Here is a 16,043-nt window from a genome sequence, read left to right on the forward strand (position 1 = left end):
GAAACGACAGACAGCGTCAATCATCGGCCTGGTCGAGGCTGAGCCAGAACATTTTTAAAGGAAAGGCGGAAAACTGGCAGGTACATGGAAACAGATCGCCCCGTCAGGCGAACCAGACGGGGCGATGAGCGAGACATATCGTCTCCAGCGGTACAGCGAGAAGACTTACCAGCCAGTGGCGGCCTTCAGCGCATCACCGATCTCGGCGAGCGAACGCACGGTCTTGACGCCGGCATCTTCCAGCGCCTTGAACTTCTCGTCCGCGGTCCCTTTGCCACCGGCAATGATCGCACCGGCATGGCCCATGCGCTTGCCCGGAGGGGCAGTGACACCGGCGATGTAGGAGACCACCGGCTTGGAAACGTTGGCCTTGATATAGGCTGCGGCTTCCTCTTCGGCGTTACCACCGATTTCACCGATCATCACGATGGCCTCGGTCTGCGGGTCCTTCTCGAACATCTCCAGGATGTCGATGAAGGAGGAGCCCGGGATCGGGTCGCCGCCGATGCCCACGCAGGTGGACTGACCGAAACCGTGATCGGTCGTCTGCTTGACCGCTTCATAGGTCAGGGTGCCGGAGCGCGACACGATACCGACACGGCCCGGCTTGTGGATATGACCCGGCATGATGCCGATCTTGGTCTCGCCCGGCGTGATCACGCCAGGGCAGTTCGGACCGATCAGGCGGACGCCCAGCTCGTCACACTTGACCTTGACGTCGAGCATGTCCAGCGTCGGGATGCCTTCGGTGATGCAGACGATCAGCTTGATGCCGGCGTTGGCGGCTTCGAGGATCGAGTCCTTGCAGAAGGCTGCAGGCACATAGATGACTGACGCTTCCGCGCCGGTCTTCTCGACCGCTTCCTTGACGGTGTTGAACACCGGCAGGCCCAGATGCTCCTGGCCGCCCTTGCCCGGCGTGACACCGCCGACCATGTTGGTACCGTAAGCAATCGCTTGCTCGGAGTGAAACGTCCCCTGGCCACCGGTGAAGCCCTGGCAGATGACCTTGGTGCTCTTGTCGATCAGGATACTCATTACTTGCCCTCCGCCGCTTTGACGACCTGCTGAGCCGCGTCAGTCAGGCTGGTAGCAGCGATGATGTTGAGTCCGCTGGAAGCCAGTTTCTCGGCACCCAGCTCGGCGTTGTTACCTTCCAGACGCACCACGACCGGCACGTTGACGCCGACCTGCTCGACGGCTCCGATGATGCCCTCGGCGATCATATCGCAACGCACGATGCCGCCGAAGATGTTGACCAGCACGGCTTTGACGTTGGTGTCGGAGAGGATGATCTTGAACGCTTCCGCCACGCGTTCCTTGGTCGCGCCGCCACCGACATCGAGGAAGTTGGCCGGGCTGCCGCCGTTGAGATTGACGATGTCCATGGTGCCCATGGCCAGACCTGCGCCGTTGACCATGCAGCCGATGTTGCCGTCGAGCGCGACGTAATTGAGTTCCCACTCCTGAGCGTGCGCTTCGCGCTCGTCTTCCTGGGACGGGTCGCGCATCGCCTGCAGATCGGGATGACGATACATGGCGTTGGCGTCGAGGTTGATCTTGGCGTCGAGGCAATGGAGATTGCCTTCGTCGGTGATCACCAGCGGGTTGATTTCCAGCAGCGCCAGATCCTTGTCGTGGAACAGCTTGGACAGGCCCAGGAAGATCTTGGTGAACTGCTTGATCTGTTCCTTGTTCAGGCCCAGCTGGAACGCCAGTTCACGCGCCTGATACGGCTGTGCACCGACCAGCGGATCGATTTCGGCCTTGAGGATCTTCTCGGGAGTTTCCTCGGCGACCTTCTCGATCTCGACACCACCTTCGGTGGAGGCCATGAAGACGACGCGGCGTGTGGAACGATCGACCACGGCACCCAGATACAGCTCGGTGGCGATATCGGTGCAGTTCTCGACCAGGATCTTGGCAACCGGCTGACCTTTCTCGTCGGTCTGATAGGTCACCAGGTTCTTGCCCAGCCACTGCTCGGCAAAGGCCTTGGCGGCTTCCGGGCTTTCGATCAGCTTGACGCCGCCGGCCTTGCCGCGGCCACCTGCGTGAACCTGTGCCTTGACGACCCACTTGTCGCCACCGATTTTCTTGCAGGCCTGTGCGGCTTCGTCCGGCGTGTCGACGGCGAAACCCTTGGAGACTGGAAGACCGTAATCGGCAAACAGCTGTTTGCCCTGATACTCGTGAAGGTTCATCGATTCATGCCATTAGGTTGCATGTGACTCGAATGGCAACGCGCCGAAAATCGGCGCGTCACCCCCGTGCCATTCCGCCAGGGAACGGCACCTATTGCAGGAAACGCGAGAGAGTGACTTACTTGCGCTTCTTGCGGTTGGCCATGTGAATGGCGTGTCCATCGACGGCCAGTGCCGCTTCGTGCACGGCTTCCGACAGCGTCGGGTGCGCGAAGCAGGTCAGTGCCAGATCTTCCGCGCTGGAGCCGAATTCCATCGCGATCACGCCCTGGGCGATCAGTTCGCCCGCGTGCTGACCCAGAATATGGACACCGAGAACGCGATCGGTTTCGGCATCGGCGATGACCTTGACCATCCCCTCCGGCGCGTTGTTGGCGAGCGCACGGCCGCTGGCCGAGAACGGGAAGGCACCGGTCTTGACTTCGATACCCTGTTCCTTGGCCTGCTGCTCGTTGATCCCCACCCACGCCACTTCCGGCGCGGTATAGATGACGCTGGGGATGGCGTCGTAATTCATCTCCGGCTTCTGGCCGGCGATGAGATCGGCGACCATCACGCCCTCTTCGGACGCCTTGTGCGCCAGCATCGGACCACGCACGACGTCACCGATGGCATAGACGCCGGAGACGTTGGTGCGGCACTGATCGTCGACGAAGATGAAGCCGCGCTCGTCGAGCTTGATCCCGGCCGAGTCGTCGAGAAGGCTTTCGGTATATGGCTTGCGCCCGACGCAGACGATCAGCTTGTCGAAAGTCTGCTCCTGTTCACCGTTACCGTCGGTGTACTTGACCACGACTTCACGGGAATCGCCCTTGCCCTTGATCTCGGACCCGGTCACGCGCGCGCCCATCTTGATATCCAGCCCCTGCTTCTTGAACAGCTTCTGGGCATCCTTGGCGATCGCCTGATCGACCATCGGCAGGAACGTATCGAGCGCTTCGAGAACGGTGACTTCGCTGCCCAGACGGCTCCACACGCTGCCAAGCTCGAGACCGATGACGCCGGCGCCGATCACGCCGAGACGCTTGGGCGCCTGGGCGAATTCCAGCGCGCCGGCGGAATCGACGATGATGTCGTCGGTCATCGGTGCCGGCGGAATGTTCACCGGCACCGAGCCGGAGGCGATGATGACGTTGTCGGCTTCATAGGTTTCAGCCTTGCCATCGTGGCCAGTCACTTCGACTTTCTTGCCGTCGAGCAGCTTGCCGGTGCCTTCCAGGGCCGTGACGCCGTTGGACTTGAACAGCATGCTGATACCGCCGGTGTTCTTGGCGATGACGCTGTTCTTGAACTCCATCATCTTCTTCACGTCGGTCGAGACATCGCCGACGTTGATGCCGATCTCGGCATAATGATCGCGGGTCTCGACGAACTTGTGCGACGTTTCCAGCAACGCCTTGGAGGGGATACAGCCCACGTTGAGGCAGGTGCCGCCGTGAACCGTCTTGCCTTCCTTGTTGACCCACTTCTCGACGCAGGCGGTCTTGAGGCCCAGCTGAGCCGCATGAATGGCGGCAACATAGCCTCCAGGGCCCGCACCAATGACGATCACATCGAATTTATCGGCCATGAAAAATTTCCTGTTCGCTTCGTTTGCCATTCGCCGGGCAAGCCCGGCGAATCGACAGTCGGATGGTTGAGTCGAATGCGCTTAGATGTCCAGCAGCAGGCGCGCCGGATCTTCCAGCAGCGACTTGATGGCCACCAGGAACTGGACCGCATCCTTGCCATCGATCATGCGGTGATCGTAGGAGACGGCGAGGTACATCATCGGACGAATCTCGACCTTGCCGTTCACCGCCATCGGACGTTCCTGAATCTTGTGCATGCCCAGGATCGCGGTCTGCGGCGGATTCAGGATCGGCGTCGACATCAACGAGCCGAAGATGCCGCCGTTGGTGATGGTGAAGGTGCCACCTTGCATGTCGTCGATGCCGAGCTTGCCGTCACGGCCCCGCTTGCCGAAGTCGCCGATCGCCTTCTCGACGTCTGCCAGCTTCATGCTGTCGGTGTCACGCAGTACCGGGACGACCAGCCCGCGCGGCGTGGAAACGGCCACACCGATGTCCTGGTATCCGTGGTAGACGATGTCGGTGCCATCGATGGAGGCGTTGACGTCCGGGAAGCGCTTGAGCGCCTCGGTCGCCGCCTTGACGAAGAAGCCCATGAAGCCAAGCTTGACGTCGTGCGCCTGGAGGAAAGTGTCCTTGTACTGGCTACGCAGGGACATCACCGCGCTCATGTCCACTTCGTTGTAGGTCGTGAGCATGGCCGCTGTCTGCTGGGCCTGGACCAGACGCTTGGCGATGGTCTGTCGCAGACGGCTCATCGGCACGCGCTGCTCCGGACGCTCGCCTTCGACCGCCGGTGCTGAAGCCGCCTTCGGCGCCGCGGCGGCCGGTTTGGCGGATTTCTTCGCCGTGCCGTCCTTGAGTGCCTTCTGAACGTCTTCCTTCAGGACGCGACCGCCCTTGCCGGTGCCTTCGAGCTTGCTGACGTCGAGATCGTTCTCGGCGGCCAGCTTGCGCGCGGCGGGTGCCAGAATCTTGCCGTCGACCTTGGCATCCTGCTCGCTGTCGGTCGTACTGTCCTGTCCGCCGGCAGAGTCGCTGGAGGCACCGCTGTCGCCCTCGCCGCCCGCGCCTTCGGAGAAGACCGCCAGCAGCGCCTCGGATTCGACGACGTCGCCTTCCTGGACCTTGATCTCGGAGAGCGCGCCGTCGGCCGGCGCCACGACTTCGAGAACGACCTTGTCGGTCTCGATCTCGGCCAGGACTTCGTCGCGCTTGACCGCTTCGCCGACTTTCTTGGTCCAGCTGGCAACGGTACCTTCCTGCACGGATTCCGGGAAGCTCGGCGCCTTGACCTCATGGCTCTTGCCCGAGGCGGCGGGTTTGGCAGCCGATTCAGCTTCGCCACCAGCGTCTTCTTTGTCGCCGGACTCGCCTTCGCTGCCCGACTTGCCTTCGCTCTTGGCGTCGCTGGCCGGCTTCTCTTCGCTCTTGCCACCTTCGGAGGCAGCCCCGAGAACACCCAGTACCTGCTCGGATTCGCAGGTATCGCCTTCCTCGACCTTGATCTCGGAGAGCGTACCCGCTTCAGGTGCCACCACTTCGAGGACGACCTTGTCGGTTTCGATCTCGACGATCAGTTCATCGCGCTCGACGCTGTCGCCCACTTTCTTGTGCCAAGTGGCGACCGTTCCCTCGGCAACGGATTCGGGAAAAGTCGGCGCTTTGATATCAGTAGCCATGTCGTATCCTTAGTCTCTATTCTCTCGCGCCTGTCTCAGCGGCAAGGCGCCTTACGCGTTGAAAGCGTCGTCGACCAGCTGGCTCTGTTGCGCCACATGGACAGACATGTAGCCAGCAGCTGGGGCGGCAGATGCCGGACGGCCAGCGAACTTGAGGCTGTGATCCAATCCCTCGCGCACCATGCCCGCCACCAGGCGCAGATGATGCTGACTCTGATACCAGGCGCCCTGATTGAGCGGCTCCTCCTGACACCAGACGACCTGCTCCAGATTCGGATAGGTCTTGAGCGCTTCCCACAGCTCGTCCTTGGGAAAAGGATAGAGCTGCTCGACACGAATGACAGCCGTGTCGTCACGCTCGTTTTCGGCGCGATAGGTCGCCAGATCGTAGTAGACCTTGCCTGAACAGAGCACGGCTCGCTTGACCTGCTGAGGATCCCGCTCGCCAATGTCGGGAATGACCATCTGGAAGCGGCCATCGGCCAGCTCTTCCATGGTCGAGGTCGCATCCTTGTGACGCAACAGGCTCTTGGGTGACATCACGATCAGCGGCTTGCGCAGCGGACGGATCACCTGACGCCGCAGCAGATGGAATATCTGAGCCGGGGTCGTCGGCACGCAAACCTGCATGTTGTGTTCGGCGCACAGCTGCAGGAAGCGCTCGAGGCGCGCCGAGGAGTGCTCCGGACCCTGCCCTTCGTAGCCATGCGGCAACAGCAACGTCAGGCCGCACAGCCGCGCCCACTTCGACTCACCGGAAGAGATGAACTGGTCGACAACGACCTGCGCACCGTTGAAGAAGTCACCGAACTGGGCTTCCCAGACGATCAGCGAGTTGGGCGCCGTCGTGGCGTATCCATACTCGAACGCCAGCACGGCTTCTTCCGAGAGGAAGGAGTCGTGAATGGCGAAGGCCGGCTGATCGTCCTTGATGTGCTGCAACGGCACGTAGGTCGACGCATCGGCCTGGTTGTGAACCACGGCGTGACGATGAGAGAACGTGCCGCGGCCGGTGTCCTGTCCGGTCAGGCGCACCGGATGACCAGCGTCGACCAGGGTGGCGTAGGCCAGTGTCTCGGCGAAGCCCCAGTTGAGCGGCTGATTGCCCGCCAGCATCTTGCGACGCTCTTCATAGACCCGCGCCACCTGGCGCTGAACCTCAACGCCGTTGGGAATCTCGCTCATCTTCTGCGCCAGCTGCGTCAGATGTTCGAGCTCGCAACGGGTATCGGTATCGCCGCTCCATTCATGACCGAGATATGGTGTCCAGTCGACGAACAGACCCGTGTTGGGCTGTTTGACCAGCGCGTTGGCGACGTGATTGCCGGCCAGCAGGTCATCGCGATACTGCTCGCCCATCTGCTTGGCCTGATCTTCCGTCAGCACGCCTTCCTTGATCAGCTGCTCTACATAGAGAGTGCGCGTCGACTTGTGCGACTTGATCTTGGCGTACATCAGCGGCTGGGTACCGGAAGGCTCGTCGGCTTCGTTGTGACCCCGACGGCGGTAGCAGACCAGGTCGATCACCACGTCGCGCTGGAATTCCTTGCGATAGTCGACGGCGACCTGGGTCGCATGCAGCACCGCTTCCGGATCGTCGCCATTGACGTGAAGAATCGGCGCCTGAACCATCTTGGCGATGTCGGTGCAGTATTCGGTCGAGCGCGCATCATCGGCGCGCGACGTGGTGAAACCGACCTGATTGTTGATCACGATGTGCAGCGTACCGCCGGTCTTGTAGCCCCGGGTCTGCGACATCTGGAAGGTTTCCATCACCACGCCCTGGCCGGCAAAGGCCGCATCGCCATGCACAACGATCGGCAGGACCTGCTTGCCCTCGTCGTCCTGACGACGATCCTGACGGGCACGAACGGACCCTTCGACCACCGGCGACACGATCTCCAGATGCGACGGATTGAACGCCAGCGCCAGGTGAACTTCGCCACCGGGCGTCATCACATTGGAGCTGAAGCCCTGGTGATACTTGACGTCACCGGAGCCCTGTTTGATCTGCTTCTTGCCGTCGAACTCGTCGATCAGCTCCGACGGGCTCTTGCCAAGAATGTTCACCAGCAGGTTGAGACGCCCGCGGTGAGCCATCCCGATCACCACTTCCTTGACGCCGTAGTTGCCGCTGCGCTGGATCACTTCGTCCATCATCGGGATGAAGGACTCGCCACCTTCCAGACCGAAGCGCTTGGTACCGGGATACTTCGACGCGAGGTAGCTCTCCAGACCTTCGGCGGCGGTCAATCGCTCGAGCAGATGCTCACGCTCGCTCTGGCTGTATTTCGGCTTGGAGCGCACCGATTCGAACCGCTGCTGTAGCCAGCGCTTCTCTTCGGTGTTGACGATGTGCATGAACTCACAGCCGATCGAGCGGCAGTAAGTCTGCTCCAGCGCCTCGACGATCTCCTTGAGCGGTGCCTCTTCCTTGCCCAGAAAGAACGAGCCGGTCTGGAACACGGTGCTCATGTCGGCCTGGGTCAGGTCGTGGAAAGAGAAATCGAGGTCCGGGACCGTATCCGGCTTGCGCAGACCGAGCGGATCGATGTCCGCACGCTGATGGCCTCGGAACCGATAGGCATTGATCAGCTGAAGAACCTTGACCTGCTTGCGGTTCTCGCTGCTGCCGGTAGCGGCCGATACGGTAGGACGACGCTCGCGCGCCAGCTGATAGAACTGTTCCCGAATGGGACTGAGAGGAACATCTTGGGAGGGAGTGCCTTCCAGGCGCGGTAGCTGGTCGAACGCTTGGCGCCATTCATCGGGGACAGTCGCGGGGTCATTCAGATACTGCTCGTAGAGCGCTTCCACATAGTGGGCGTTGCCGCCGCTCATATGGGAAGTGCGCCACATCAACTCCATTATGCCTTCTTGCATCTCTGGTTCACCCTACACTGATGGGGTGTTGTCGGCGCCGGTCGCAGCTGCGCGCCTCGGCGTCACTCCGGTACCGTCGCGAGACGGCCAACGACCATGCCACTCAAGGCGTCATCATGATCGTTAAAAGCCGGTGCACGAGGCACCGGCCAAAATCTCGAGCGTCGATCGGCTGCGACATCGCGCCGCAGCCGAATCGCGTGGCGACATGATAACAAGCCAAGCGCTACGATTTAAGTCGTAGATGTCGCCTTTGACGATCAGGTCGCGTTGGACAGCAGCATTTCGCGAATTTTTCCGATCGCCCGGGTGGGGTTCAACCCCTTGGGGCAGACCGCAACGCAGTTCATGATGCCGCGACACCGGAAAAGACTGAACGGGTCTTCCAGCTCGGCAAGACGCGCCTGGGTGGCGTTGTCGCGGGAATCGGCCAGGAAGCGGTAAGCCTGCAGCAGGCCGGCGGGACCGACGAACTTGTCAGGGTTCCACCAGAACGACGGGCAGGAGGTCGAACAGCAGGCGCAAAGAATGCACTCGTACAGCCCATCCAGCTTGTCACGCTCTTCCGGAGACTGAAGACGCTCGATGGCGGGCGCCGCGGAGTCGTTCTGCAGATACGGCTGCATGCGCTCGTACTGCTTGTAGAACAGCCCCATGTCGACCACCAGGTCGCGCATGACAGGCAAGCCCGGCAGCGGCCGCAGCACCAATTTATTGGCCTTTACCACGGCCGACAGCGGCGTGATACAGGCCAGGCCATTGGTACCATTCATGTTCATGCCGTCGGAGCCGCAGACACCTTCCCGGCAACTGCGACGAAACGCCATCGAACTGTCCTGGTCCTTGATCATGGTCAGGATGTTGAGAACCATCAGATCGCGACCTTGAGTGTCGATCTGAAATTCCTGCATGTACGGCGCGGAATCGGTCTCAGGGTTGTAGCGATAGACGGAAACCTGAAGATTGGACATCGTTGACAACCCCCCTTAGTAGGTACGGATTTTCGGCTCGAAGGTATCGACCGTCTTGGGCGTGAAGTTGACTTCCCGCTTGGTCACGGTCTTGTCGCCCGGATGGAAGAGCGAATGCTTGAGCCAGTTGACGTCGTCGCGATCGGGATAGTCGTAGCGGGAGTGAGCGCCACGACTCTCTTTGCGCTCCAGCGCCGCGACCGCGGTGGCTTCGGCCACTTCCAGCAGATTGTCGAGCTCGAGAGCCTCGACACGCGCGGTGTTGAAGACGTCGGACTTGTCGCCCAGGTGCGCCTGACCGATACGCTCGCGCAGCTCCGCCAGCTTCTTGACGCCTTCCTGCATGTTGTCTTCCTGACGGAAGACGCCGAAGGCGTTCTGCATGGTGTTCTGAAGCTCCGTCTTGAGCTCGGAGACCGACTCGCCGCCACTGGACTCGTTCCAGCGCGCCAGGCGACTCGTGGCCCGATCGATATCCGAGGCGGAGGCGTCGAGATAGTCGATCCCTTCGCTGAGCGCCTTGTCGATATAGATACCGGCGGCACGACCGAACACCACCAGATCGAGCAGCGAGTTGCCGCCCAGTCGGTTGGCACCGTGCACCGAGACGCAGGCGGCTTCGCCACAGGCGAACAGACCGTTGACGATCTGATCGTTGCCGTCGCCATCCTGGGTGATGGCCTGGCCGTGCACATTGGTCGGAATCCCGCCCATCATGTAATGACAGGTCGGGGTGACCGGAATCGGCTCCTTGACCGGATCCACGTGAGCGAAGGTCTTGGAGAGCTCGACGATACCCGGCAGGCGCTTCATCAGCACCTCTTCACCCAGATGGTCGAGCTTCAACATGACGTGATCGCCGTTCTCGCCGCAGCCACGCCCCTCCAGCACTTCCATGACCATGGAGCGCGCCACCACATCGCGACCCGCGAGATCCTTGGCGTTGGGCGCATAGCGTTCCATGAAACGCTCGCCGTCCTTGTTGATCAGGTAACCGCCTTCGCCACGGCAGCCTTCCGTCACCAGGGTTCCCGCACCGTAGATCCCGGTCGGGTGGAACTGCCACATTTCCATGTCCTGCATCGGGAAGCCGGCGCGCAGCGCCATGCCAATACCGTCACCGGTATTGATCAGGGCGTTGGTAGTCGAGGCAAAGATACGCCCCGCACCGCCGGTCGCCAGCACCGTCGCCTTGGATTTGACGTGCACGACTTCGCCGGTTTCGATGCACAGTGCGATGCACCCTACGACGTCGCCGTTGGCGTTTTTCACCAGGTCGATGGCGTACCATTCGTCCAGGAAGACGGTGTTGTTTTTCAGGTTGTTCTGATAAAGCGTGTGCAGCAGCGCATGGCCGGTACGGTCGGCCGCCGCACAGGTGCGAGCCGCCTGGCCGCCCTTGCCGAAATCCTTGGACTGGCCGCCGAACGGACGCTGATAGATACGGCCGTTATCGAAGCGCGAAAACGGCAGCCCCATGTGCTCGAGCTCGAATACGGCCTTGGGGCCTTCGGAGCAGAGATATTCGGCGGCGTCCTGGTCGGCGATATAGTCGCCGCCCTTGACGGTGTCGTACATGTGCCAGCGCCAGTCGTCATCGGGATCGGCCGAGCCGATGGCGCACGTGATGCCGCCCTGCGCGGAAACCGTATGTGAACGGGTCGGGAACACCTTGGACAGGACCGCGGTCTTCTTGCCGGACTTGGCCAGCTCGAGCGCCGCTCGCAGACCGGAACCACCACCACCGATGATGATGGCGTCGAATGTCAGGTTACGCATGGTAGACATGGATCAGGCTCCCCAGAGGACTTGAACGCCCCACACCAGAAAAACGAAGATGGCGAGAATCACGACGGCCTGAAAGCCGAAGCGAACGCCGGTGTGCTTGAGATAGTCGGTGGAAACCGTCCACAGGCCGACCCAGGCGTGAGCCGCCATGGAAATGAAGGCCAACAAGGAGAAGATACGCATCCAGGTCTGCGCGAACAGACCACTCCAGGTGGCGTAATCCAGGTTGGGATGGAACAACAGATAGGCCACGACGAACAGCGCGTAGAGCGCCAGAACGACGGCAGACACTCGCTGGATGAGCCAGTCTGAAAGCCCGCTGCGACCCAGATTCGTGATATTGGTTACCATACCCAGACTCCCGCCAGAACCACCAAGACAGCACTGATCACGACCGTGATCTGCGCCTTGCGATTGCCACCCTCAAGATCGACACCGTAGCCGGTATCCATGAGCAGGTGCTTGATTCCCGCGACAAAATGAAAACCGAGCGCCGATAGCAGGCCCCAGGCGATCAGTTTCGCCAGCACATTGTTCGCCAGCGCGTCGCGCACCGATTCGAACCCCTCGGGGGAGGACAGCGATGCGTCCAGCGCCCAGAAGCCGAAAATCAGGCCGACGAACAGAATGACGCCGGTAATGCGATGTGCGATCGAGGTGAGTGCGGGAAGTGGAAAATGGATGGTGGATAGGTCGAGGTTTACTGGACGTTTGCTATTCACGGCTCTTAAACACTCTCTTAACCCTGAAGGGTTATGCCCGTTCAGGGGCGGTGGTTTTTAGAAGCAGGATCACGGTCGCAAAAGCAGTTCCGATGCGGCCCAAACCGGCTGACGATGCCAAATCGTGCGGTAGCAGATTATAGGGTTTGGGTAACCGTATGACAAATCGCCTCACGACGCGAAACCGGCCAAAAAGCCGCGAAACCCTCTCCGGCACGCCCTCCAGGTTGTCGACAGTCGATTCAAATTCTTTCGTTACTGTCAGCCTGCCCCACTCAATGGGTATGATGACGACTCGACCCGCCGGCCAATGTACCCCTTTCGCGCAAGCCCTGACGCCACCAGCCTTTCGCAAACGGGGAACAGCGCCGCAGCCACGGCATCACGAGGATTTGGGCGAATTGACAATCCCTTGCGGAAATCTATAGTGGGCGAACTATTTTTTGTCCGCACGGCAGTAAAGACAAAGGCTTATGTCACGATAAAGGAGGCCATCATGGCTGACAGAAAAGCGAAATTATCGGTCGATGGTGTCGACAATGCCATTGAGCTACCGGTTTATCCCGGCACCATTGGCCCCGACGTCATCGACGTCCGCAGCCTGACCGCAGAAGGCCTGTTCACTTACGACCCCGGCTTCGTTGCTACTGCCTCGTGCGAGTCCGGCATTACCTATATCGATGGCGCTGCCGGCATGCTGCTTCACCGCGGCTATCCGATCGATCAACTGGCGGAAAACTCCGACTACGTCGAGCTCTGTTACCTGTTGATGTTTGGCGAGCTGCCCTCCGACGAGGAGTACGAGACATTCAGTGGCACGATTGCTCGCCACACCATGGTTCACGAGCAGATCGTCAACTTCTACAAGGGCTTCCGCCGTGACGCGCACCCGATGGCCGTTCTCTGCGGCGTCGTCGGTGGCCTGGCCGCCTTCTATCACGACAATCTCGATATCACGCAGGCCGATCAACGCCATGTCAGCGCCATCCGCCTGATTGCCAAGATGCCGACCCTGGCCGCGATGTGCCACAAGTACAATATCGGCCAGCCGTTCATGTATCCGCGCAATGACCTCAATTACTCGGAAAATTTCCTGCACATGATGTTCGGCAATCCGTGCGAGAACTACGAGGTCAACCCGGTCATCGCCAAGGCCATGGATCGAATCTTCATGCTCCATGCCGACCACGAACAGAACGCGTCGACATCCACCGTACGCATGGCGGGCTCCACCGGCGCCAACCCCTTCGCCTGCATCAGCGCCGGCATCGCCGCCCTCTGGGGTCCGGCCCACGGTGGCGCCAACGAAGCGGTACTGGCGATGCTGGACGAGATCGGCGACGACTCGGAAGAGAACATTCAGCGCTTCATCGACAAGGCCAAGGACAAGGATGACCCGTTCAAGCTGATGGGCTTTGGTCACCGGGTCTATCGCAACTTCGACCCGCGCGCCAATGTGATGAAGGAAACCTGCGACGAGGTGCTGGGTGAACTGGGCCTGGGTAACGACCCGCAGCTACAGATCGCCAAACGGCTCGAGCAGATCGCGCTGGAGGATGAATACTTCATCGAACGCAAGCTCTACCCCAACGTCGATTTCTACTCGGGCATCATTCTCAAGGCCATCGGCATCCCGACCAACATGTTCACCGTCATTTTCGCGATGGCGCGGACCGTCGGCTGGATCTCTCACTGGAACGAAATGATCACCAACGGCTACCGTATCAGCCGGCCTCGCCAGCTCTATACAGGCCATGACAAGCGCGATTACCCGCAGAAGTAGGCCTTCCCGACGCGATGCCGACTTCCGAAACCGCCGACACCCGTCGGCGGTTTTTTTGTGCCTGACTAGCGACGCGGAAGATTTCCACACTTCCTGTGGATAAGCCTGTTAAAAACCCTTCGATAATGTCACGAAACCGCCTCCAGAGGCGCCTCGGCAACAGATTGTCTAATTTTTAACCAATGCTAAATGTTTGATTTACATAGTTTTTATTTTACACGTACGGTTTTTCAGCGAGTTAGAAGCATCACAAGGAAAGAGAAAGCAATCGGTGGAAAAGCGCGACGAATGTCAAGCGTCGTGAGCACCGAACAGAAAGGTTATCAACAACCACGCGAGTGGGTGGGTATCGATATCAGAGAGGGATAGAGAGGAAGAAGATGGCGTCCCATAGGGGGTTCGAACCCCTGTTACCGCCGTGAAAGGGCGGTGTCCTGGACCACTAGACGAATGGGACGCTGAAAACAGCCCGAAAGCCGGTTCTTTGGTGGAGCCTAGCGGGATCGAACCGCTGACCTCAACACTGCCAGTGTTGCGCTCTCCCAGCTGAGCTAAGGCCCCGTTCCAAGAACGGGGCGAAATATACGGTCATCTCACTGATAAGTCAACGCTTTAACGCGAAGAAATTGCGACTGCAGGGCTAGCGTCGTCGCCCTCCTGCCTCAGAGTTCGCGATACGCCTTTTCCAGCCGCTTGGCCTGCTTCTTGGACACACCGCCCAGCACTTCGATGGCATGCCGAAGACGAGCCCGAGTCATGTCCGAACCGAGAATTTCCATGGCATCGAGCACCGAGGTCGAATGAGCGCTGCCCGTGACGGCGACGAATACCGGCGCGAGAAAAGCCTTCATCTTCAGCTCGAAGTGCTCGGCGAGACGCTTGACCTGAGCCAGCAGCTCCTCTTTTTCCCAACGCGTCACGGACTCCAGGCGCCAGACCAGGAATTGCAGCAATGCCAGCAGGGTATCGCGCTCGAGGTTGATATCGGCGAAGCTAGCCTCACGAACGTCAGGCAGGCCCGCAAAGAAATGTCCGGCCAGCGGCATGGCATCCGACAGCGTCGAGATCCGCGGGCGGATTTGCGGCAGAATCTGGCCGACATAGGCCTCGTTGAAAGCCCAGTCACGCAACGCCTTCAGCAATGCCTCGTCATCGAGATCTTCGCGGATGTAGACGCCGTTGAGCCAGGTCAGCTTGTCGAGATCGAATACCGGGCCGCCCAGCGAGACCCGCTGGATATCGAAATTCGCCATCATTTCATCGAGCCCGAATTTTTCCCGCTCGTCCGGCATCGACCATCCCATTCGCCCCAGGTAGTTGGTCACGGCCTGCGGCAGGAACCCCATGCGACGGTAGTAGTTGATCGACGTCGGGTTCTTGCGCTTGGAAAGCTTCGATTTGTCCGGGTTGCGAAGCAACGGCATATGGCACAGTCGCGGCATGGGCCAGCCGAAATATTCGTAGAGCAACTGATGCTTGGGTGCGGAGTTGATCCACTCCTCGCCTCTCAGCACATGACTGATGCCCATCAGGTGGTCGTCAACCACGTTCGCCAGATGGTAGGTCGGCATCCCGTCGGACTTCATCAGGATCTGCGCATCAACCTGTGCCCAGTCCACCTCGATTCGACCGCGAAGCATGTCGTCGACTTCGCACACACCTTCGGAAGGTACATTCATCCGGATGACATAGGGAAAACCTTCGGCCTCTCTACGCTGTTGCTCTTCCGGTTCCAGCGCCAGATCCTGAGGCTTCAACGCCAGATGGAGCCCCGCGGCCTTGCGTGAATCCCGCAGCGCATCGAGCTCCTCGCTGGTGCGATAGCACTTGAACGCATGGCCCAGTTCGAGCAGACGATCGGCGTGCTCGGCATAGATATCGCCGCGCTCGCTTTGCCGATAGGGACCGTGGGGGCCGCCGACATCCGGGCCTTCGTCCCAATCCAGCCCCAGCCAGCGCAGCGAATCGAGAATCATCTGCTCCGACTCGGCAGTGGAACGCTGGCGATCCGTGTCCTCGATGCGCAGGATGAATTGCCCGCCATGCTGACGAGCAAAGCAGAGATTGAAGAGGGCGATATAAGCCGTGCCGACGTGCGGATCGCCGGTGGGCGAAGGCGCAATACGCGTGCGTACCGTCATGTAATCCATTCCGTTGATGAACGAGCCGCCACATTATACGCTCCCAAAGCGATGGGCTGCAGCGCCCGACCAGCTCTCTTCCAGGCTTTTCGGTGGTGTCGCTGCAGATGACGAACTACGCTCAAGCAGTCGGCCATGGCTCAGCGACGCTGATCGTCTGTCCGATAACGCACTCGGAAAACCTCGATTCTCTTCAACGACACGATTTCCCACGAGATTTCGGAACGACAGGGTCGTAACCCGAAACATACTTCGGCAGCGAGTGGATATCCTCACTGCACCAATTACGCAGGCGAGA

General features: G+C 60.2%; 11 protein-coding genes and 2 tRNA genes. 1 reads left to right on the top strand and 12 read right to left on the bottom strand.

All coding sequences use genetic code 11. The annotated features are described in order from the left end of the window. Positions 1 to 165: 165 nt before the first annotated feature. From sucD to sdhC, 9 genes are all read right to left on the bottom strand, one after another. Positions 166 to 1,038 carry a succinate--CoA ligase subunit alpha gene (gene sucD, locus BTW07_RS09445; protein ID WP_075569927.1) on the bottom strand — a complete coding sequence of 291 codons (873 nt, stop codon included), beginning with the start codon at positions 1,036 to 1,038 and terminating at the stop codon, positions 166 to 168. Then, entirely contained in the window at positions 1,038 to 2,204 is a 1,167-nt protein-coding gene (gene sucC / locus BTW07_RS09450) for an ADP-forming succinate--CoA ligase subunit beta (protein WP_075569928.1), read from the bottom strand. The genes sucD and sucC overlap by 1 nt, the downstream gene beginning before the upstream one ends. Before the next feature lie 118 nt (positions 2,205 to 2,322). After that, positions 2,323 to 3,774: a dihydrolipoyl dehydrogenase gene (gene lpdA / locus BTW07_RS09455; protein ID WP_075569929.1), complete on the bottom strand. Its 1,452-nt coding sequence runs from the start codon at positions 3,772 to 3,774 to the stop codon at positions 2,323 to 2,325. Positions 3,775 to 3,855: 81 nt separating this feature from the next. Then, on the bottom strand, positions 3,856 to 5,457 hold the full coding sequence (gene odhB / locus BTW07_RS09460; protein ID WP_075569930.1) for a 2-oxoglutarate dehydrogenase complex dihydrolipoyllysine-residue succinyltransferase: 1,602 nt from the start codon (positions 5,455 to 5,457) through the stop codon (positions 3,856 to 3,858). A 51-nt stretch (positions 5,458 to 5,508) separates the two neighbouring features. Then, on the bottom strand, positions 5,509 to 8,340 hold the full coding sequence (locus BTW07_RS09465) for a 2-oxoglutarate dehydrogenase E1 component (RefSeq protein WP_075569931.1): 2,832 nt from the start codon (positions 8,338 to 8,340) through the stop codon (positions 5,509 to 5,511). 260 nt (positions 8,341 to 8,600) lie between these two features. Further along, entirely contained in the window at positions 8,601 to 9,311 is a 711-nt protein-coding gene (locus BTW07_RS09470) for a succinate dehydrogenase iron-sulfur subunit (protein ID WP_075569932.1), read from the bottom strand. Between the two features lie 15 nt (positions 9,312 to 9,326). After that, complete coding sequence (gene sdhA / locus BTW07_RS09475; RefSeq protein WP_075569933.1) at positions 9,327 to 11,099, bottom strand: succinate dehydrogenase flavoprotein subunit; 1,773 nt, start codon at positions 11,097 to 11,099, stop codon at positions 9,327 to 9,329. Positions 11,100 to 11,102: 3 nt separating this feature from the next. Next, on the bottom strand, positions 11,103 to 11,450 hold the full coding sequence (sdhD, locus tag BTW07_RS09480; RefSeq protein ID WP_075562585.1) for a succinate dehydrogenase, hydrophobic membrane anchor protein: 348 nt from the start codon (positions 11,448 to 11,450) through the stop codon (positions 11,103 to 11,105). After that, positions 11,444 to 11,821, bottom strand: a complete 378-nt coding sequence (sdhC, locus tag BTW07_RS09485; protein ID WP_075569934.1) for a succinate dehydrogenase, cytochrome b556 subunit — start codon at positions 11,819 to 11,821, stop codon at positions 11,444 to 11,446. Before sdhC ends, sdhD begins: the two co-directional genes overlap by 7 nt. Before the next feature lie 496 nt (positions 11,822 to 12,317). On the opposite strand from sdhC, the gene gltA reads away from it, so the two are divergent. Then, positions 12,318 to 13,604 (top strand): citrate synthase, encoded by a 1,287-nt coding sequence (gene gltA, locus BTW07_RS09490; protein ID WP_075569935.1) that lies wholly within the window; start codon positions 12,318 to 12,320, stop codon positions 13,602 to 13,604. 381 nt (positions 13,605 to 13,985) lie between these two features. Here gltA and BTW07_RS09495 read toward each other — a convergent pair. The 3 genes from BTW07_RS09495 to gltX form a co-directional block, all read right to left on the bottom strand. Next, positions 13,986 to 14,061 (bottom strand) — tRNA-Glu (locus tag BTW07_RS09495). A 28-nt stretch (positions 14,062 to 14,089) separates the two neighbouring features. Beyond that, positions 14,090 to 14,165: transfer RNA gene (locus BTW07_RS09500), tRNA-Ala, on the bottom strand. Between the two features lie 101 nt (positions 14,166 to 14,266). After that, positions 14,267 to 15,745 carry a glutamate--tRNA ligase gene (gene gltX, locus BTW07_RS09505; RefSeq protein ID WP_075569936.1) on the bottom strand — a complete coding sequence of 493 codons (1,479 nt, stop codon included), beginning with the start codon at positions 15,743 to 15,745 and terminating at the stop codon, positions 14,267 to 14,269. Between the last annotated feature and the right edge of the window lie 298 nt (positions 15,746 to 16,043).

Source organism: Salinicola socius, assembly GCF_001937195.1.
GTDB lineage: Bacteria > Pseudomonadota > Gammaproteobacteria > Pseudomonadales > Halomonadaceae > Salinicola > Salinicola socius.